The organism is Sorangium sp. So ce406 (assembly GCF_051474675.1).
GTDB lineage: Bacteria > Myxococcota_A > Polyangia > Polyangiales > Polyangiaceae > Sorangium > Sorangium cellulosum_G.
In genome coordinates this window covers 6,490,717-6,509,291 of sequence record NZ_CP150340.1, presented here as the reverse complement: position 1 = coordinate 6,509,291, position 18,575 = coordinate 6,490,717, and the positions used below count along the sequence as shown (strand labels likewise).

Genomic DNA, 18,575 nt, shown 5'->3' with positions numbered 1-18,575 from the left:
CTTCAGGCCGAGGTGGCAACGATCGATCGCGACACGGGCGAGGGGGAACACCATGTCCCGCCCACACTCCACTTAGCGTGCCCACTGCGGGCGAAGAGAGAGAACCATGTCCAGGTCCTCAGAACATGAGCGGGCGCGTCCTCTCAGGGGCTGTCGGTCGGCTGTCTCGATGGCGTTGATCCTGGCCAGCGGCTGCACCGGTAGCCTGGGCGGCGACACGCGCACCAACGATTCCACGGACGATCCCACCTCGCCCACCGGCGGGAACCCCACCACGGTCGACCCGAGCGCCTGCGAGGATGGCGCGATTCACCCCGGCCGGGCGCCGCTGCGGCGGCTGACACGGTTCGAGTACAACAAGACGGTTCGCGACCTCTTCGGCGACACGACCGAGCCAGCCTTCTCGCTGCCGAGCGAGGATGTCGGAAACGGCTTTGGCAACGACGCCGACGCCCTGTCGGTCTCGAGCCTGCTGGCCGAGCAGCTCGGCACCGTCGCGGAGGGCGTCGCCCGGCGCGCGACAGCCACGAAGGAGGCGCTCGCGAAGCTCGCCCCGTGCGCGAGCAGCGTGACGAGGGAGAACGAGGAAGCGTGCGCGCGCACGATCATCGAGCGGATCGCGCCGCTCGCCTACCGAAGGCCGCTCGCCGCCGGCGAGGCGGACGAGCTCCTCGCGCTCTACACCGTCGGACGGACGGATGCGACGTTCGACGTCGGCGTCGCCACGGTGATCGAGGCGCTGCTTCAATCGCCCGATTTCCTCTACCGCATCGAATGGGGCACACCCGACCCGGAGCGCCCCGAGCTCCGCCGGCCCACGGGCGACGAGATGGCGACGCGGCTCTCGTACCTGCTCTGGGGCACGATGCCCGACGACGAGCTGCGCAGGGCGGCGCAGGCAGGCGAGCTCTCGACGAAGGAGGGCGTGCGGGCGCATGCCGAGCGCATGATCGAGGACCCTCGGTTCCGGACCACGGTCCGGTTCTTCTTCGACAACCTGCTCCCCATCAGCAACCTCGCGGACCTCGAGCGAAACGCGGAGATGTTCCCGACCTTCTCGCGCACGCTCGGCTCGTTCATGCGCGAAGAGACGCAGCGGTTCCTCGAGCACGAGATCTTCGAGGGGACCGGCACCTGGCCGGCCATCTTGACGGCCCCGTACTCGTTCATGAACGGTCCTCTCGCGAAGTTCTACGGCGTCGAGGGCGTGACGGGCGACGAGTTCCAGCAGGTGCAGCTCGACACGACCCAGCGCCTCGGGCTCCTCACCCAGGCGGGCGTGATGGCCGGGACGACGCACTCGAACACGACCAACCCCGTGATCCGCGGCTCGTTCGTGATCCAGAAGCTGATGTGCCAGAAGATCCCGCTCCCCACCGGCGACATCCTGGAGCGGGTGAAGCCGCCGGATCCGTACACAGGCGCGACGGCGCGGGATCGCTTCAGCCAGCACAGCCAGGATCCTGTCTGCGCGGGGTGCCACCAGTTCCTGGATCCGGCCGGGTTTCCGTTCGAGAACTACGACGCTGTCGGCCAGTTCCGCACGACGGAGAACGACGTGCAGATCGACGCGAGCGGCGGGGTCCCGGGCACGGACGTCACGGTGAGCGGGCCGATCGAGCTGGTGCGGGAGCTCGCCGAGAACGAGGACGTGCTGAGCTGCTTCGCCTCGCGCTGGGCCGAGTACGGCTATGGCCTCACGCTGCGCTCCGAGGACGTTTGCACCAAGACGGACGTCACGGCCGCCTTCAAGGCGTCCGGGTACAACGTGAAGCAGCTCCTGATCGAGCTCACGCAGACGGACGCTTTCCACTACATGGCTGCCCGAGAGGAGTGATGGTGATGTCGAACTTTCGCTTGAGCCGACGTGCCGTGCTGCGCGGTGCTGGCGCCATCGCCATCGCGCTCCCCTGGCTGGAGATCATGGGCCCCGAGCGCACGGCGCGCGCGGCCCCGGCTCCCGCCAAGCGCTTCCTCTCGGTCTACACGCCGGGCGGGACCGTCATCAACCGCTGGAGGCCGACAGGCAGCGAGACGAGCTTCACCCTGGGCCCCATCCTGTCGCCGCTCGCGCCGGTGCAGGACCGGCTGCTCGTCGTCGACGGCCTCGACCTGAAGAGCGCGCGCGGTGAGCAGCACCAGAGCGGGATCATCGCCTGGCTCACGGGCACGGCTCAGGAGGGCTCCTCGAACGGCGGTTACGGCAACGGACCCTCCATCGATCAGGTGATCGCCTCCCGGATCTCCGCCGGTCAGAAGGCGAAGGCGAGCATCGAGATCGCGGTGCGCTGGGCGACGGGCAAGTCCCACGGCCTGGTGTCGCCGATGAACGCCGCGAATTTCGAGACCACCGCGCCGTTCAAGCCGATCCCGCCGCGCCTCGATCCGGTGGAGATCTTCACCGAGCTCTTCGGCACGCTGGATCCCACCGCCGGCAACGATGCCGCCCGTCGCCTCGCGCGAAAGCGATCGATCCTCGACTTCCTCGACGGGCGCTACTCCGCCCTGTCCTCGCGGCTCGGCGCGGCCGACAAGCAGAAGATCGACCAGCACCTGACGAAGATCCGTGAGATCGAGATGAGCCTCAACAACGTGCCGGTCGAGACGAGCGCGTGCAAGGCGCCGGAGCGGGTCGACACGTCCGACTACAATCCGCGCACGGGGCTCAACTCCTCGGACAACGGCTCGATCAAGGACACCTCGACCGACGCGGCGATCCCCAAGGTCGGCAAGCTCATGATGGACATGCTGGTGATGTCGCTCGCCTGCGACATCACCGCGGTCGGCACGCTGCAGTGGAGCGACACCGAGGCGAAGCACACCTTCCCCTGGCTCAACCTGACCGAGCACCACCATTACTACCAGCACGACGGCGGCTTCAAGCCGGACGAGTGCGAGCGCATCTGCAACTGGTACTCGAAGCAGCACCTCTATCTCCTGCAGGAGATGGAGAAGGTCGACATGGGCGGGCACTCGCTGCTCGACGAGAGCGTCGTCTTCTTCGGCTCCGAGCTCTCGGATCCGCCGAGCCACAACAAGACGAACATGCCGTTCCTGCTGGCCGGCGGCGGCGGCGGCCTGCGCACCGGACGCTGGGTCCGGTACCCGAACCTCCCGCACAACAACCTGCTCGTCTCGATCTTGAACCTGTTCGGCGACACCCGGGACACGTTCGGCGACCCGCGGTACTGCACCGGGCCGCTCACGAACCTGACGTAGCCATCTCGAGCCGGAACACCGCTGGCGCGAAAGCGACGGCGGTGTCCGGCGCTCGTCGAGGTCCCCTGGCAGGACGACCTCTGCCACCCCGGTGCGCTCGCGGGGAGCGGTCGTGCCCTGGGCCTCTGCTCAGGGCATGACAGGAATCAAGGCGCGAGCGCCACGTCGCCTCACCGCAGCAAGTCCTCGATCGCCGCGTACCAGAGGTTCGCCATGCGCGCGTAGCCGGCCTCGTTCGGGTGTATCCGGTCCGGGAGCTCCGCGGCCGGAAACCCTGTGTGCAGGTCCGCCAGCACCACGTGCTGCCCGGCGGCTGCCCGCGTCTCCACGATGTCCACCAGCGCGTTGTTGTAGGTGACCACCGTGGGATCGGCGAAGGTGATCGGGATGATCTGCGCCACGACCACGAGCGTCTCCGGGGACGAGGCGAAGATCTTGTCCAGGACTGCGCCCACGCGCTGCGGCGCCATGGGGATGTTATCGTTCTGGGTCAGATCGTTGGTCCCCGCGTGGAGCAGCACGATGTGCGGTTGATCCGCGAGCGCCGGTGTCGGCACCAGCCCGGCGATCTGATTGATCCTCCAGCCGCTGTGCCCTTCATGATTCCGCGGGAACGCAGCACCGTCGACCATCGACGGCCCGTTCACCAGAGACCCGACGAACGTGATGTTCTTGCCCGCGGCCCGCGCCTTCTTGAACAGCTCGATCCGGTAACCGCCGCCGCCCTGCACCCCGATCCCGTCCGTGATGGAGTCGCCGAGCGGCAGGATCTTGCAAGGCTCCCCGGTCGTCGGGCACGGCGTGTACCCGCCCGCGCTACCCGCGCCGCCACCGCCCTCACCAGCGGCGCCGCCGCCGCCCTGGCCACCCGCGCCGCCACCTCCCTCGCCCCCGGTGCTGGTGCTGGTCGCGCCGCCGCCGTCGCCGCCGCCCGAGCCTGCCGGGCCGCCCGTGGTGACGCCGCCTCCACCGCTCCCGCTGGTCACGCCGGCGCTCGTCACACTCCCGCTGGTCACACCCGACGCAGCGCCCCCGCCGGTCCCGGAGCTGGTCGACGCCGCTCCGCCCGGCTCATCGGAGCACCCGCTGAACAGCGCCACCAGCGCGGCAGCCCCCGCCAGCGCGACCCACCTCGAGCGGCGCGGCCTCCGGAGCTCCGCATCGCTCCGCGCGCCCGACCCACACCGCCCATCCATCGTTCGAACCACGCTCATCGCATTCCTCCTTGACCACGTACGCCGAAGCGGAGATCCGCGGAGCTCGGCATGCGCGCTCCGCGGCGCCATCGGGATGATCGACCCGGCGTCTCGGAGGAGACGCGCAGGTCGGTGACTTGATGAACTCGACTCAGGACAACGAGCTGAAGAGTCGCGGCTGGCGGCAGGCGAGACGTCAGGCGGAAGATGGTCTCCATTCCACTCGCACCAGACGACGGTGTATCCATCGTCGCAGCCTCGATACTCCACGCATGGCCCGTGGGGACATGTACCGGCCCCGCCGTCAGCGATCTCGATTGTCCGGCTGGAAGATTCGCGAGCCCGAGGGAGGAACAGCGTTACCGGCGCACGGATCGATCCCCGTCCCGGGGGACCCGGATATGCACGACGGCCTCCAGCACACAAAGTGGGAAGGTATCCGGAGCGGGAGTGTGAACGCTCACATGTCGTGTGTCAATCGAAATGGATGGGGGCGCGGCCGTCCTCGGTCCCGACGGATCGCAGGCGCCTCGACCGTCGGGGCGCGCTTTACCGGGCGACGCGCTGGCGCTCCGTGGGCCGGAGCGCGTGGGCGATGCCGCTCTGCAAGGTGCCCAGCGTGATGATGCCGGAGAGGTCCGCGCCGAGCTCGAGCAGGGCCCTCGCCACCTCCGGGCGGATGCCCGTGAGCACCACGCGCGCGCCGAGCATCTGGGCGGCGCGCGCGGTCCGCGTCAGCGCGTCGGCGACGAGCGCGTCGACGGCGCGCACGCCGGTGACGTCCAGGATCGCGGTGTGGGCGCGCTGGCTGCTGATCCCGGTGAGCAGCGTCTCCATGATCCGCCCCGCGCGCGCGCCGTCCATCGTCCCGACGATCGGCATGGCCAGGACGCCGTCGGCGAGCGGGATGAGCGGCGTCGACAGCTCCACGAGCGCCTCCTCCTGCGCGGCGATGATCTGCTCCTGCAGCGCGGCCCGCTCCGCCTCCGCGCGCCTCAGGTCGGTGTCCTCTCTCACGACACCGCCGACGCCGACCAGCTCGCCGCCCTCGTTGCGGACCGGGAACTTGACCGTGAAGAAATAGTAATTCTGGCTGCCGTAGTCGAGTACCTCCTGGTACTGCAACGATCGGCCGCTCGCGAGCACCTCCCGCTCCTTCGCCACGATCATGTCGGCGACGCCGGGCGGCGTGGCGCCGAACTCATGCTCGTCCTTGCCGAGGAACTCGATGACGTGCCGCCCGAGGGCGCGCGCGTAATGGCGGTTGAGGAACACGTAGCGCCCCTCCGCGTCCTTGATGAACATGACGTTCGGCGAGTTGTCCACGAGCTGCAGGAGCATCTGATAGCGCTCGTGCAGCACGCGCTCTCTTCGCCGCGGATCGTCGCCTTCATCCACGATGGCCGCGATCTCTCGGACGTCGCCTCGCTCGTCGCGCAGCACGGCGTACGTCCACCGGCAGGTGATCGCGTTCCCCTCTCTCGTCGTCGCCGCGCTCGTGGTCGTCGCGAACAGGCTCTCGCCAGGGTCGTGGTTGAACGCCTGCACCTCCTCGGGCGACACCGGGTCCGCGGCCACGAGGTCGGAGAGCCGGCGGCCCACGGCCTCGGCCTCGCTCCAGCCGAAGAGGCACCCGGCGGCGTCGTTCCAGCGCGTCACGGTGCCATCCACGCGCCAGTGGATCAGCGCCGGCACCTGCGTGGCGCCCCGCACGAACGGCGCGTCCAGGTACGCCGCCGGCGCGCTGACCAACCCCCTCTCGCGCGCGCTCTCGCCGCGCCGACTGGTCAGCTCCTGCTCCAGCTCCGCCACGCGCGCGCGCAGCGCCTGGCACTCTGCCTTGTAATCAGTCTGACCATCGATGTGCATGGACACCCCACCCGGCGCGGAGAGCCCGTCGAGCTGGCGATGCCGGTCCGCCGTGCTCTCTGCCTCCGATCCGTGATCCCCTGGAGATGCCCCGTCTGCGTCCGCGCCCCCGCCCGGTCCGGCTGTCCGCTCGCTCCTGTCGCGGCTCATGCTCGCTCCTCTTCGCGCTATTTCAGAAGCGCGTCGCCCGCAGTGTAACGGCTTTGCAAGTCGAGGTCTCGCCAGAAATCTGACCAGGCCCGCCGCCAACGCGCGCTTGCCGCCGGCCGCGGTGGATCGGTCTGACCGCGCTGGGCTCATCGCCGAGCCGCCGGATCGTGTCAAGAGGCGTGTCGCCGATCACGCTTGACATTCGCTGTGTGAGCGCCCACAAGCCGCCCGGCACATCGTTCAGGCTTTGCCCATGGATGCATCCGCGCTGTCGGTGCTGAGCCATGTGGGCCACCTTGCTTTTCAGTGGCTGGCCGCAGCTATCGGAGAATTTTCTCGCATGAAGAGCATGCTTCGATGTTCTCTCGGGCTCGCGCTCTCGCTCATCAGCGCTCTTGCGTGACGCGAATTCGACGTCCTGGGTGGAGCGCCCGGGCCGGCGAGCACCGGCAGGGCTGACGCGACGGCCGGACCGAATGGAGTTGACACCGACATTGTGAGCGCTCACAATACTCCGGAGCCACATTCTCTTGCTTCATCCGGGGTGGGTCTTCTGAGCGCCGAGACCTCCGTCCTTCGATGGTTCTCGGCGCCGGTCCAGCTCGCTCGTCGGCGTGCGCCGCGGGCGGCGGATCGGTGCGCCGCAGGTCGCCCGCTGTCGTACCGACGTCCGCTCGACAGCCTCGGCGACGAGAGCCTCGAAGACGGGCTCATCGACTCGATCATCGCCTGAGGGACCAGGGAACCCAATCGTTTCGGAGCTCGAGCCGCCGCCTGTCGGATCGCCGCTCCAGGCATCACCAACCTCAATCGTCCAACTCGCGGAAATCCAATATGAACAAGAAACTTTCTTCCAGATGGCTGTGCGGCACGACCGGGATCGCGCTCGGCGTCGCGACCCTCTTTGGATGCTCCGACGGGGGCGACGGCGGTGAGGGTGGCGCGGGGGGAGCGGACAGCACCACCACCTCCTCCTCCACCACGTCCGCCACCACGACCAGCGCCAGCGCTGGTACGACGGCGAGCAGCGCGACGACCACCAGCGGCACCGGAGACTCGGGGGCGACGAGCTCCTCGACGGCCAGCGGATCGGGCGAAGGCGGCGCCGGATCTGTCGGCGCGACCACCGGAACCGGCGGGAGCGGCGGTTCCCCCAGCTCCGAGAAGTTCGTCGGCAACATCACGACGAACGGCGCAGTGCGCAACGGCTTCGCGAACTACTGGAACCAGATCACGCCCGAGAACGAGGGCAAGTGGGGCTCCGTCGAGAGGAGCCGCGGCAATCGAAACTGGTCCTCGCTCGACGCGATCTACAAGTACGCGAAGGACAACAACATCATCTTCAAGCACCACGTCTTCGTGTGGGGTGCTCAGCAACCCGACTGGATCGCGGGCCTCTCCGGGTCGGATCAGCAGGCGTCCGTGAGGGACTGGATGAAGTCGTTCTGCGAGCGCTACCCCGACACGAAGTACATCGACGTCGTCAACGAGCCGCCGCCCCACACCACGCCCTCCTACAAGAACGGCATCGGCGGCGACGGCGCGAGCGGCTGGGACTGGATCGTCAACTCCTTCAAGTGGGCTCGCGAGTTCTGCCCGCGCGCGGTCCTGATCCTCAACGACTACAACAACATCGAGTACCCGAACGACCACAACAACTTCATGAGGATCGCGAAGGCGGTGATCGACGCGGGCGCCCCTGTCGACGCCCTCGGCGCGCAGGCCCACGACGCGTACAAGATCAACACCAACACCGTGAAGGACTACATCGACAAGATGGCCGCTCTCGGCAAGCCGGTCTACATCACGGAGTACGACATCGGCATCGCGGACGACAACCAGCAGAAGCGGGTGATGGAGGAGCAGTTCACGATGTTCTGGAATCACCCCGCGGTCCCGGGCATCACGCTCTGGGGTTACGTCGTCGGCGCCACCTGGCGGGACAACACCGGCCTCCAGCACCCGGACGGCAGGCTGCGGCCGGCCATGCAGTGGCTGATGGACTTCCTGGATCGGTGATCGACACCGCGCTCAAGCGGTGATCCCGAGCGAGCTCCCTCCGCGGAGGGAGCTCATGAGCGGCTGCGTGGGACGCGCGGCGCAGCGTCGTCCACGACGCGGACGACACGTCGAACAGCATCGAGAGCAACCATGCCGAGCGCGATCGCCCGCTCGAGCTGAATCGCTGCGACGCGGGAGCCCCGCCGGCGCAGGAGGACCCCGCGCCTCGCGCTCGCGCCCAGCCGGTCACGACGACAACCATCCTTGGCAGTTGACCCTCGCTTCCTCAGGGCAGGGGCCGGAGCGCTCCCGGCCGGGGTCGACGCCGCCCGAGATCGCCGCGGCGCGCGCGAGCGCCGCGGCGCCCGGTCACGGCTGCGCCACCTCGACGGATTGCACGTCGAGCTGGATGAACTGACCGACGAAGGGCTCGGGCGCCGGGGGGACGCCGTCCACGACCAGGTGCTTGAAGTTGGCGATCATCACACGATTGGGATCGTCGCCCAGGAAGGACACGGTGGCTCCGCCCCGGACCGGGATGGTCTTCGTATGGTCGATGATGAACACGTCGTGGCCCACGGTGGGGCTATCGTTGAGGTAGTAGACCTCGGGCGGGTCGGAGACAGAGAAGCTGTAGACGTTGTACGTCGCGTTGTCGGGTGAGCCGCCCACGCGAAAGTGCATGCCGTCGGGCGTGCCGCCCTTGTACGTCTCCGGCTCGACCACGCCGCGGAGCCGGACGGTCACCTGGTAGATCGTGTCGGGCGAGCCGCCGAACGTCCGCTTCTCGTCGACCCGCTTGGACGTCGCGCACTCGTCGCGGTTGCCCGGGTCCTGGTCGCACGGGATCTCCCAGCGGAAGCCGTCGATGCTGGCGGCCGCCGCGAGCAGGTCTTCGGCGCCGCTGCCGCCGGCCCCGCCGCTGCCGCCGGCCTCGCCCATGCCGCCGGCCTCGCCGCTGCCGCCGGCCCCGCCGGAGCCCGCGCTGCTCGAGGCGCTCGTGCTGGCGCCCGTCGTCGCGCCTCCGCCCGAACCCACGGCGCTGGTCGAGCTGGAGGTCGCCTGGCCGTCCGGAGGCGGGTCGTCCTCCGAGCCGCAGGCGAGAAGGAACATGATTGCAGGGACCACGAACAGAGAGATTCTCATTTCACACCCGTCCGGCGAGAGCGCCGGCCTGGAAGCTGGTAGAGCCGAACTTCGTCTCGTTGACATCAAGTCTCGTTCGAATGGCCATGTCAGGTCCGTGAGCGGCCCTGTGCAGCACCGCAGGTCGCCTCATGACCGTTGCCGCGGGATCTTTGCGTCACGATCCACCTGACGTCGTCGGTTCCGCCTGACGTCGTCGGCGCGGGTCAGCTCGCCGGGGGCAGGGGAGTCGAGCGGATGCTCGCAAACCCCTCCGGAGCGCAGCAAGAGGATGCCCGCAGGCCCAAATGTGAACGATCACAATTTCTGTGTCAATCCAGATCCCGACCGATCGGCCCGCGGTCTCCTCGGGCTCGAGGGGGACGCGGCGGGGCTCCCCCTCGACCCGGGCAGGGGGACGTTCTGGGATGCCCGGGCCGGTCGATCAGGGTTGACACCGAATTTGTGATCGCTCACATTGTTCCCGAAACGTATTCTTTTGCTTCGCTCTGGATGGGACGTCCTGCGCGCCGAGACCTTCGTCCTTCGATCGGCCTCGGAGCCAGGCAACGCTCAGGTTCGCTCGGTCGTCTTCGGAACATCCGCGACCCTCATGGTCGTGATGGGGGCCACACACGCGCGGTCGAGCACCGCGCCGCTCCGCGCGCCCCGCCGGAGAGTCGCCGAGATCGAGCGTTCGAACGTCGTCTGCCGCCGCTCCTTTCTTTATCCCGTGGAAGACAATCACCGCCAGCTCGCCCCGCGGGCTGCCCTGGCGGCGAATCACCCGAACGAGAAGCAGCAGAGTCGCGACCCGGGCGACCTACGACATCTGGCAACACCTGACGAAGTTTCAGGAGAGCCGCAAGGATCCAGGAATGGCAATGATCACGGCATCGCTCCAACGTAAGCTCCTCACGGCGGCATGGTTGATCTGCGGCGTGACAGCGCTTCCGTCCGGCGCCCTGGCAGACAATCCCATCGTACAGACCGTCTATACCCCCGATCCTGCGCCCATGGTCCACGGCGACACGGTATATCTCTATACCGGACACGACGAGGACAGCGCGACGGACTGGTTCGGGATGAACGAATGGAGGGTGTACTCCTCCAAGGACATGGTGAACTGGACGGATCACGGCTCACCGCTGAGCTATCGCGATTTCAGCTGGGCAAAGGGGGACGCGTGGGCAGGCCAGGCGATACACAGGAACGGAAAGTTCTACTACTACGTTCCTGTGACGAGCACCTCGCTCAACAGGATGACCATCGGCGTGGCCGTGTCGGACAGCCCCACCGGTCCCTTCAAAGACGCCCTGGGTAAGCCGTTGATCACCGCCAACTGCGGCGACATCGACCCGACGGTGTTCATCGACGACGACGGCCAGGCCTATCTGTACTGGGGAAACCCCAGCGTGTGCTACGTGAAGCTGAACGAGGACATGATCTCGTACCAGGGAGACGTCGTACGCGTGCCGATGACGGCGGCGAGCTTCGGGCAGCGCACCGGGAACGATGATGGTCGCCACACGACCAAGTACGAAGAAGGCCCGTGGCTCTACAAGCGCGACGGCCTGTACTACCTGGTGTACGCGGCTGGCCCCATCTCCGAGTACATCGCCTACTCCACGAGCAGCAGCCCCACCGGCCCGTGGACGTACCGGGGGGTCATCATGCCCACCGAGGGCACCAGCTTCACCAACCACGCGGGCGTCATCGACTTCAAGGGGAACTCCTACTTCTTCTATCACAACGGCGCCTTGCCGGGCGGCGGAGGCTTTCACCGGTCCACGGCCGTCGAGCAGTTCACGTTCAACGCCGACGGTACATTCCCGACGATCAAGATGACCCAGGCGGGCGCGCCCGGCGTCGGTACCCTGAATCCGTATGTCATGACGGAGGCGGAGACCATCGCCTGGGAATCCGGCGTCGAGACCGAGCCGTGCAGCGAGGGAGGGATGGACGTCGGGATGATTGAAAACGGGGACTACATCAAGGTGAAGGGCGTCGATTTCGGCACCGGCGCGGTGTCCTTCGACGCGAGGGTGGCCTCGGCGACCAGCGGCGGGAACATCGAGCTGCGCCTCGACAGCGCGACCGGCACGCTGGTGGGAACCTGCACGGTCCAGGGGACCGGGGGCTTCCAGACCTGGGTCACCACGTCCTGCGCTGTCGACGGTGCGACAGGGGTCCACGATCTGTACCTCAAGTTCACCGGTGGAAACGGGTTTCTGTTCAACGTCAACTGGTGGAAATTCACTCCGATCGACGCCCCGGATCCGGATCCGGATCCGACCGGCGGCGGGGGCGCTCCGGGCGTGGGTGGAGGGGGAGCGACGGGCAGCAGCGGCTCGGGCGGGGGGGCGAGCGTCAGCAGCGCCGCGACGACCGGCACCGGTGCGACGGCGGGCAGCGGCTCGGGCGGCGCTGGCGCCGCCCCCGCGGACGACGCCGGCGACGACGCGGGCGGCTGCGCCTTCCGGGCCACCTCGGGGCCCAGCTCCCCCGCTGGCGCCCTCGCCGCCATGATCGCGCTGGGCGCGGCCGCCGCGCGGCGGCGCCGTGCCCGAGGAGCCGGCCAGGGCGGGGCCGACGCGAGCTGACGGTCGGGTGCAATGACCGCGGCGCTCGCAGAGAGCTGCGCCCGAGGCGCCGCGGAGCGCTGACCCGGCGTCGCCCGGGTCAGCGTCTCCTCGCTGCCGCCGGCCCAGGCGGCGCGGGACGAAGATCTATCCCACGGACACTGACTGTATTCACGTTCTCACTGGAGGTTCCATCATGTTCACGACAATCCGCGCAGGTCTGATGCTCTCCGCTGCCTCGCTGGCGCTCGCGGTGAGCTCGACCGCGGTCGCGAAGCCTTACAAGGGGGCAGAGGTCTACACGCCCCAGGGCTATCTTCATGGTCGCGTCGAGGTGCGCATGCGCATGGCGCGCGGGAGCGGCATCCTGTCGACCTTCTTCACCTACAAGGACGGCTCCGAGATGTCCGGCGCATTCTGGGAGGAGATCGACATCGAGGTCTTCGGGAAGGACAACGCCCGGAGCTGGCAAACCAACATCATCACCGGGATGGGCACGCGGGTGACGTCGGAGCAGGTGCACACGGCGGACGCCTCCCTCGCGGACGGCTATCACACCTACACGCTGGAGTGGACGCCGGAGTACGTCGCCTGGAGCATCGACGGGAGGGAGGTCAGGCGGACGACGGGCGCGCAGGTGGGCACCCTGAGGAGCCCCCAGGGCCTGCGCATGAACTTGTGGTCCTCCGATGTCGTCGAGTGGGTCGGAGCGTTCGACGATTCCGTCCTCCCGCAGCACCAGTTCGTCAACTGGATCAAGTACTATCGCTACAACAACGGCGCCTTCGAGCTCGATTGGCAGGACAATTTCGACTCCCTGGACAGCGCGCGATGGGGCAAGGCGGACTGGACGTTCGACGGGAACCGCGTGGACTTCGACCCGCAGAACGTGACGGTGAAAGATGGCACGCTGGTGCTGTCGCTGACGCGGGAGGGGCAGACCGGATTCAACGGGGCCGTGCCCCGCGATGAGGACACCGGGCCAGGCACCGGCGCCGGCGGGGCGGGGGCGACGACCACCTCGTCCGCGAGCGGCGCGGGCGGGGAGGGGGCGGCGACCACCTCGTCCGCGAGCGGCGCGGGCGGGGAGGGGGCGGCGACGACCACCTCGTCCGCGAGCGGCGCGGGCGGGGCGGGGACGGCGACCTCCTCCTCCGCGGGCGGCGACGCGCCGGGCGAGGGAGGTGGGCTCGACGGCGTCCTGCCGGACGAGGACGTCCTCAAAGGAGATTGCGGGTGCGTCGCCGCCGGAGCCAGCGCCCCGGCGAGCTCGTGGGCCGCGGCGCTCGCCCTGGGGCTCTCCGCCCTGGCGATGCGACGGCGCCGGACCCGTCGTTGACCTTGCAGGACGCTCGCAGGCGCCGCGGGCGGGGGCGTTCTCGCCGTCGCGGCCATGACGACGCCGGGCGCCGCGGGCGCCGCTAGATCCTCTCCCAGCGCCCGCTCTCGGCGGAGCGGAAGAGCGCGTCGATGACGCGCATGTTGCCGACCGCGACCTCGATCGGGTTCTCGACGGGGCCTCCCGTGCGGATGGCGCGCGAGAACGCCTCGCTCTGGAGGTTGTACTGGTCGGCGACGGCAGCCGAGGCGACCTTGGCCGAGCTGCAGTTCAGCGTCGAGCCGTCATCGAGGAAGAGCTTGCACGGCTGGTCGGCGGGGGCGTTGAACGGGATCTCGATCTCGATGCGCCCCCTGGTGCCGAGCGCGTTCACGCGCTGGTAGGGCACGGCCTGCGTGCTGCACGTGAACGTCAGGTGCGCGCCGCGGTAGTCCAGCAGGCCCGAGGTCAGGCGATCGGTGCCGAACTCGGGATCGCGCTCGACGAGCGCCATCGCCCGCACGGGCTCGCGTCCGAACAGAAAGCGCGACGTGTTCACCGCGTAGCAGCCGATGTCGTAGAGCGCGCCGCCCCCGACTTCCATCCTGTTGCGGATGTTGGTGGCGTCGCGGTTGAAATACGAGAACGCCATCTGGACGCTGACCAGCTCGCCGATCCGGCCGCTCCGCACCCAGTCCCTGGCCTGCTGCCACTGCGGGTGGTGGCGGATCATGAACGCTTCGGCGATCCGCTTGCCCGTCTCGTGCTGGACATCGACGAGCGCCGCGGCGTCCTTGGCGCTGAGCGCGATCGGCTTCTCGCACAGGACGTGCTTGCCGGCGCGGGCCGCGCGCGCCGTCCACTTCACGTGGAGGTGGTTGGGCAGCGGGTTGTAGATGGCGTCGATCTCCGGATCGTCGAGCAGCTCATCGTAGCTGCCGTACGCCTTCGGGATCCCGAGCGACTGCGCGGCGGCGCGCGCCTTGCCGATGTCGCGCGACGCCAGCGCGGCGAGCTCGGTCAGGGGCCCCCGCCTCATGCTGGGCAGGCTGACCTTCAACGCGAAGTTGCTCGCCCCGAGGACGCCCCAGCGCACGGGGGTGAGGTGCTCGCTCGACTTCCGATCCTGGGTAGATGTGGACATGGGCACCTCGCAGCGCGCGACGCTGGTCGCCGACGGCGCGTCTCTCAACGCTCGACGTGAATCGACGGACAGGCTCTCTGTCCTTTTGCGCCGCAGCCGAAATTCTTCGCCTCGGCGCCCGATGCGGGGACGTGCGCCGTCCCGTCGCCGGCCCACGCTGCGCCCGCAAAGCCGAGCGCAAAGCCGGCGGCAAAGCCAAGGCTGAGGCTCATCGTCACGGCCCCCATCAGCTTCATGCGCATCGACATCCGACGTCTCCTGATCCGGTGAAGGGCAAGCTCAGCCACCCCATCGCAGCCCTCCAAATGTGAACGCTCACATTTCGAACGTCAATCCAAATCGACCGCCGTGGGGCCTGCATTACCGTGACGCGGCGCTCCGGAGGAGCCCGCCGGCGTTGTCCGCCCCTCGCGCTCGAAGATCCCCATCAGGCCGGTCGATTCGGTTTGACATCACAAATGTGATCGTTCACATGTCGCAAGGGGTATCCTTTGGCTTCGCCCTGGGTGGGTCGTCCTGCGTGCCGAGGCCTTCGTCGTCTGACCGGTTTCGGCACGGGTTCCGTTCGGTTGTAGCGAAAGCGGTTGCCGATGAGCGTGCCTGGCATGGATCCACCGGGGATCACGGGCAGGCGCTCTATGTTCCGTCACGCCGGGCGAGATGGGTTTCACAGCGCGAGCAGTTGCTCTCAGGCATTGTCGCCAGATGTGGGTACCCGTGCGTCGTCACCCCTCGCATTATCGGAGAGCAAGATGAAGAAGCCGTCCTGGCACGAGCTCCGTTCCTCAAGAGAAGCTGCCGCCATTTGTGCGCTCGCATTCGCGGCCGCGTGCACGGGTACGGTGGGCGATCCGGCGGATGACGCCGGGGGATCCTCCGGCGGGAGCGATGGACCATCGACGGGCTCGGCCCCTCCGCCGTTCGAACCCGCGGCCGGGATGCTGCGTCGTTTGACGAGAACGCAATTTCGCAATGCCGTGCGCGACGTGTTCGGGGTGGAGGTCAACATCAATGAGCTCGACGCCGACAGCTGGAATGGAAACTTCGCGGTCATCGGCGCTGCGACCGTGGTGACCTCGGAGCGAGGCGTCGAGCAGTACCACACGGCCATCGAGAGCGCCGTGGACGCGGTGTTCGCGGATTCCGCGAAGCGGGACCAGTTCATCGGCTGCACGCCCAGCGGCGCGCAGGACGACGCGTGCGTGCGCGGCTTCATCCAGGCGCTGGGGCTTCGAGCGTGGCGCCGCCCGCTCGAGACAGCGGAGGTCGACAGGCTCGCGGCGGTCGCCAGCAAGGCCGCGACCGAGCTCGGCAGCCCCGTCGAGGGGGCCCGCTGGGCGACGGTGGCGCTCTTCACGTCGCCGAACTTCCTGTATCGGCCGGAGCTCGGCGCCTCGAGCGCCGATGGGTCGCTTCGCTTGACGGGCTACGAGATGGCGTCCCGGCTCGCGTTCCTCGTGTGGAACAGCCTGCCGGACAAGACGCTGCTCGACGAGGCCGCGAGCGGGACGCTCGACACGGTGGAGGGGGTTCGCGCCGCGGCGACGCGGATGCTCGACGCGCCCGCCGGACGCGAGGCCGTCGGCGCCTTCGCCGAGGAGTACATGCGGCTCGATCGGATCGGCACGCAGGCGAAAGACACGGAGCTGTTTCCGGAGTACGACGCCGCGCTGCGAGCGGCGATGGTCCGCGACATGCGAGCCACGTGGGAGGTCCTCGCGTTCGACGATCAGGCGAGCGCGCTCGACCTGTTCTCGACAACGAAGGTCGTCGTCAACACGGAGCTCGCCCAGCTCTACGGCCTCGACACGACCGGCCTGAGCTCGAGCACCTTCGAGGTCCGCTCGTTGCCCGCGGACGGCCCGCGCGTCGGGATCCTCGGCAAGGCCGGCTTCCTCTCGCAGTTCGCCAACCAGAAAGAGGGCTCACCCACGCTGCGCGGCAAGTTCATGCGGGACGCCCTCATGTGCACGCCCGTCCCGCCGCCCCCCGGCGACATCGCCCTCGAGCTCCCGGAGCCGCCGGCGGACAGGCCGCTCACGAAGCGTCAGCGGCTCGAGGCGCACCGGACGGCTCCCGCCTGCGCCGGCTGCCATGGGTTCATGGACCCGCTCGGCCTGCCGCTCGAGACGTTCGACGCGATCGGCCGGTACCGCACGACCGATCACGGTCTGCCGATCGACCCCAGCGGCGACTTCAACGGCGAGGCGGTCGCCGACGCGCGCGAGCTCGGCATGACCGTCAGCGAGAGCGACGCTGTCGCTCGGTGCCTCGTCCGCAAGTACTACGCGTATGCAGCAGGCCACGAGGAGCGCAAGGTGGACGGCAGCGTGCTGGACACGCTGGCCGCTTCGTTCGAGGCGTCGGGGTTCCAGCTGCGCGAGCTCGTCCTCGACGTCGTGACGAACGAAGCCTTTTCCTCCGTCGCCCCCCAACCCTGAACGCACGGTGCCCACCATGACCAAGAAAGCTTTGGACCGACGAACCGTACTCCGGGGCATGCTGGCGACGGGCGCCGCCGTCACCATCCCGCTGCCGCTGCTGGAGATCATGCTGAACGAGAGCGGCACGGCGCTCGCCCAGCCGAAGACGCCGGTCTCGCCGCTCTACGTGACGTGGTTCTTCGGCAACGGCACGCTGCCCGGCCGCTGGAAGCCGGCGCGCACGGGCTCCGGCTCGGCGTGGGAGCTCAGCCCCCAGCTCCAGCCGCTCGCGGAGCACAAGTCTCATCTCACGGTGATCAGCGGCCTCGAGAACAAGCTCGTCGTCTCCGGCTTCGAGCACCCCACCGGGTCGGCGGGGGCCACGACCGGCGCGCCGCTCAACGGGAACGCCGTGCGGGCGCCATCCATCGACCAGGTCGTCGCGAACCTCATCTCCGAGGGGGCGCCGTACCGCTCTCTCGAGGTGGGATTGACGCCGGCGACGCCTGGCGGCCCTCAGGACTCGCTGCACACGGTCTCACACAAGGGACCGAACTCGCGCAACAACCCGGAGTTCGATCCGAGGGCCGTGTTCAATCGGCTGTTCATGGGCGGCGCGCCGGAGCCGAGCGACGACGGGGCGGAGCAGGCCGCGAAGCTCGCGAACGTCCGGAAGAGCGTGCTCGACTCGGTCCTGCAAGACGGCGCGAGCCTGCAGCAGCGGCTCGGGGCGGCCGACAGGCAGCGCGTGGAGCAGCACCTCGAGTCGATCCGCGCCATCGAGCGGCGCCTCGAGGCGACGACCCCCGGCGGCGGCACGCCGTCCGCATGCAGCAGCCCGACGGCCCCGACCGCGGGCAAGGACTCGCAGAGCGAAGCGCCCCCGCAGGTGAACACCGCCATGGTCGAGCTCTCGGCGCTCGCGCTCGCCTGCGAGAGGACCCGCGTGCTCTCGTTCATGTTCTCGCTGCCCGCCGCGCACGTCTACTACCGGCACCTCGCGCAGGACATGAACGACGATTTCCACGACACCATCTGCCACGGGGATGCCGGAGATCAATCGAGTCAGCCCCGGGTCGACAAGGGCGTGATCTACACGATGCGCTGCCTGAACGAGTTCTTGACGAAGCTCAAGAGCACGCCACACGGCAGCTCGAACCTGCTCGACAACACGCTCGTGTTCGTCACGTCCGACACCGCCTGGGGCAAGGTGCACACGAAGGCGGAGTGGCCGGTGCTCCTCGCGGGGAAAGCCGGAGGACGGCTGCGCGGCGACGAGCATCACAACTTCCCCGGCGACAACCTGAGCAAGGCGCTCCTGACCATCGCCCAGATCATGGGCTCGAAGGCGACGGAGCTCGGCATCGACGCGGGGCGGGTCACGTCGCCCCTCGCGGGCGTCCAGATCTGAGCGCGGCACCGCGAGGGCCTCTGGAAGAGGCCCTCCGAAGGCGCCCGCCCACCTGCCGGCGCCATCGTCCCCGGATCGAGGACAACCCACCTCGCGATCGAGCGGCCCGCTTCCGCGACACACGCCGATCGGCGTCA

The 18,575-nt window shown here is 68.6% G+C and carries 13 protein-coding genes; 7 read left to right on the top strand and 6 right to left on the bottom strand.

Going from position 1 to position 18,575, the window contains the following annotated elements:
- Window positions 1-169 precede the first annotated feature (169 nt).
- Window positions 170-1,837 carry a DUF1592 domain-containing protein gene (locus WME96_RS23915; RefSeq protein WP_437283897.1) on the top strand — a complete coding sequence of 556 codons (1,668 nt, stop codon included), beginning with the start codon at window positions 170-172 and terminating at the stop codon, window positions 1,835-1,837.
- A complete protein-coding gene (locus WME96_RS23910) occupies window positions 1,837-3,219 on the top strand; it encodes a DUF1552 domain-containing protein (RefSeq protein WP_437283896.1) in 1,383 nt (460 codons plus the stop codon). Before WME96_RS23915 ends, WME96_RS23910 begins: the two co-directional genes overlap by 1 nt.
- 170 nt (window positions 3,220-3,389) lie before the next feature.
- Here WME96_RS23910 and WME96_RS23905 read toward each other — a convergent pair whose 3' ends face one another.
- The 3 genes from WME96_RS23905 to WME96_RS23895 form a co-directional block, all read right to left on the bottom strand.
- Window positions 3,390-4,433, bottom strand: a complete 1,044-nt coding sequence (locus WME96_RS23905) for an SGNH/GDSL hydrolase family protein (protein WP_437283895.1) — start codon at window positions 4,431-4,433, stop codon at window positions 3,390-3,392.
- A 531-nt stretch (window positions 4,434-4,964) separates the two neighbouring features.
- On the bottom strand, window positions 4,965-6,284 hold the full coding sequence (locus WME96_RS23900) for a PAS domain-containing protein (protein ID WP_437283894.1): 1,320 nt from the start codon (window positions 6,282-6,284) through the stop codon (window positions 4,965-4,967).
- A gap of 956 nt (window positions 6,285-7,240) precedes the next feature.
- Window positions 7,241-7,639: a hypothetical protein gene (locus tag WME96_RS23895; protein ID WP_437283893.1), complete on the bottom strand. Its 399-nt coding sequence runs from the start codon at window positions 7,637-7,639 to the stop codon at window positions 7,241-7,243.
- On the opposite strand from WME96_RS23895, the gene WME96_RS23890 reads away from it, so the two are divergent.
- Window positions 7,632-8,453 (top strand): endo-1,4-beta-xylanase, encoded by an 822-nt coding sequence (locus WME96_RS23890; protein WP_437283892.1) that lies wholly within the window; start codon window positions 7,632-7,634, stop codon window positions 8,451-8,453. The genes WME96_RS23895 and WME96_RS23890 overlap by 8 nt on opposite strands.
- 351 nt (window positions 8,454-8,804) lie before the next feature.
- On the opposite strand, the gene WME96_RS23885 is transcribed toward WME96_RS23890, so the two are convergent.
- Window positions 8,805-9,581 carry a hypothetical protein gene (locus WME96_RS23885; RefSeq protein ID WP_437283891.1) on the bottom strand — a complete coding sequence of 259 codons (777 nt, stop codon included), beginning with the start codon at window positions 9,579-9,581 and terminating at the stop codon, window positions 8,805-8,807.
- 857 nt (window positions 9,582-10,438) lie between these two features.
- Between WME96_RS23885 and WME96_RS23880 the strand changes: the two genes are divergently transcribed.
- Together WME96_RS23880 and WME96_RS23875 are read left to right on the top strand one after the other, a co-directional pair.
- A complete protein-coding gene (locus WME96_RS23880) occupies window positions 10,439-12,163 on the top strand; it encodes a glycoside hydrolase family 43 protein (RefSeq protein ID WP_437283890.1) in 1,725 nt (574 codons plus the stop codon).
- Window positions 12,164-12,338: 175 nt separating this feature from the next.
- Window positions 12,339-13,481, top strand: a complete 1,143-nt coding sequence (locus WME96_RS23875) for a family 16 glycosylhydrolase (protein WP_437283889.1) — start codon at window positions 12,339-12,341, stop codon at window positions 13,479-13,481.
- A gap of 82 nt (window positions 13,482-13,563) precedes the next feature.
- On the opposite strand, the gene WME96_RS23870 is transcribed toward WME96_RS23875, so the two are convergent.
- Window positions 13,564-14,604 carry a Gfo/Idh/MocA family protein gene (locus WME96_RS23870; RefSeq protein ID WP_437283888.1) on the bottom strand — a complete coding sequence of 347 codons (1,041 nt, stop codon included), beginning with the start codon at window positions 14,602-14,604 and terminating at the stop codon, window positions 13,564-13,566.
- Window positions 14,605-14,648: 44 nt separating this feature from the next.
- On the bottom strand, window positions 14,649-14,852 hold the full coding sequence (locus WME96_RS23865) for a hypothetical protein (protein WP_437283887.1): 204 nt from the start codon (window positions 14,850-14,852) through the stop codon (window positions 14,649-14,651).
- A gap of 702 nt (window positions 14,853-15,554) precedes the next feature.
- Between WME96_RS23865 and WME96_RS23860 the strand changes: the two genes are divergently transcribed.
- Window positions 15,555-17,045, top strand: a complete 1,491-nt coding sequence (locus WME96_RS23860) for a DUF1592 domain-containing protein (protein WP_437283886.1) — start codon at window positions 15,555-15,557, stop codon at window positions 17,043-17,045.
- Window positions 17,046-17,103: 58 nt separating this feature from the next.
- Window positions 17,104-18,438, top strand: a complete 1,335-nt coding sequence (locus WME96_RS23855) for a DUF1552 domain-containing protein (protein ID WP_437283885.1) — start codon at window positions 17,104-17,106, stop codon at window positions 18,436-18,438.
- The last annotated feature ends 137 nt before the right edge of the window (window positions 18,439-18,575 follow it).

Bases quoted from the DNA above. Each gene is read 5' to 3' on its own strand.
- WME96_RS23915 (WP_437283897.1), top strand. From the start codon at position 170: ATGGCGTTGATCCTGGCCAGCGGCTGCACCGGTAGCCTGGGCGGCGAC.
- WME96_RS23910 (WP_437283896.1), top strand. From the start codon at position 1,837: ATGGTGATGTCGAACTTTCGCTTGAGCCGACGTGCCGTGCTGCGCGGT.
- WME96_RS23905 (WP_437283895.1), bottom strand. From the start codon at position 4,433: ATGAGCGTGGTTCGAACGATGGATGGGCGGTGTGGGTCGGGCGCGCGG.
- WME96_RS23900 (WP_437283894.1), bottom strand. From the start codon at position 6,284: ATGCACATCGATGGTCAGACTGATTACAAGGCAGAGTGCCAGGCGCTG.
- WME96_RS23885 (WP_437283891.1), bottom strand. From the start codon at position 9,581: ATGAGAATCTCTCTGTTCGTGGTCCCTGCAATCATGTTCCTTCTCGCC.
- WME96_RS23880 (WP_437283890.1), top strand. From the start codon at position 10,439: ATGGCAATGATCACGGCATCGCTCCAACGTAAGCTCCTCACGGCGGCA.
- WME96_RS23875 (WP_437283889.1), top strand. From the start codon at position 12,339: ATGTTCACGACAATCCGCGCAGGTCTGATGCTCTCCGCTGCCTCGCTG.
- WME96_RS23870 (WP_437283888.1), bottom strand. From the start codon at position 14,604: ATGTCCACATCTACCCAGGATCGGAAGTCGAGCGAGCACCTCACCCCC.
- WME96_RS23865 (WP_437283887.1), bottom strand. From the start codon at position 14,852: ATGTCGATGCGCATGAAGCTGATGGGGGCCGTGACGATGAGCCTCAGC.
- WME96_RS23855 (WP_437283885.1), top strand. From the start codon at position 17,104: ATGCTGGCGACGGGCGCCGCCGTCACCATCCCGCTGCCGCTGCTGGAG.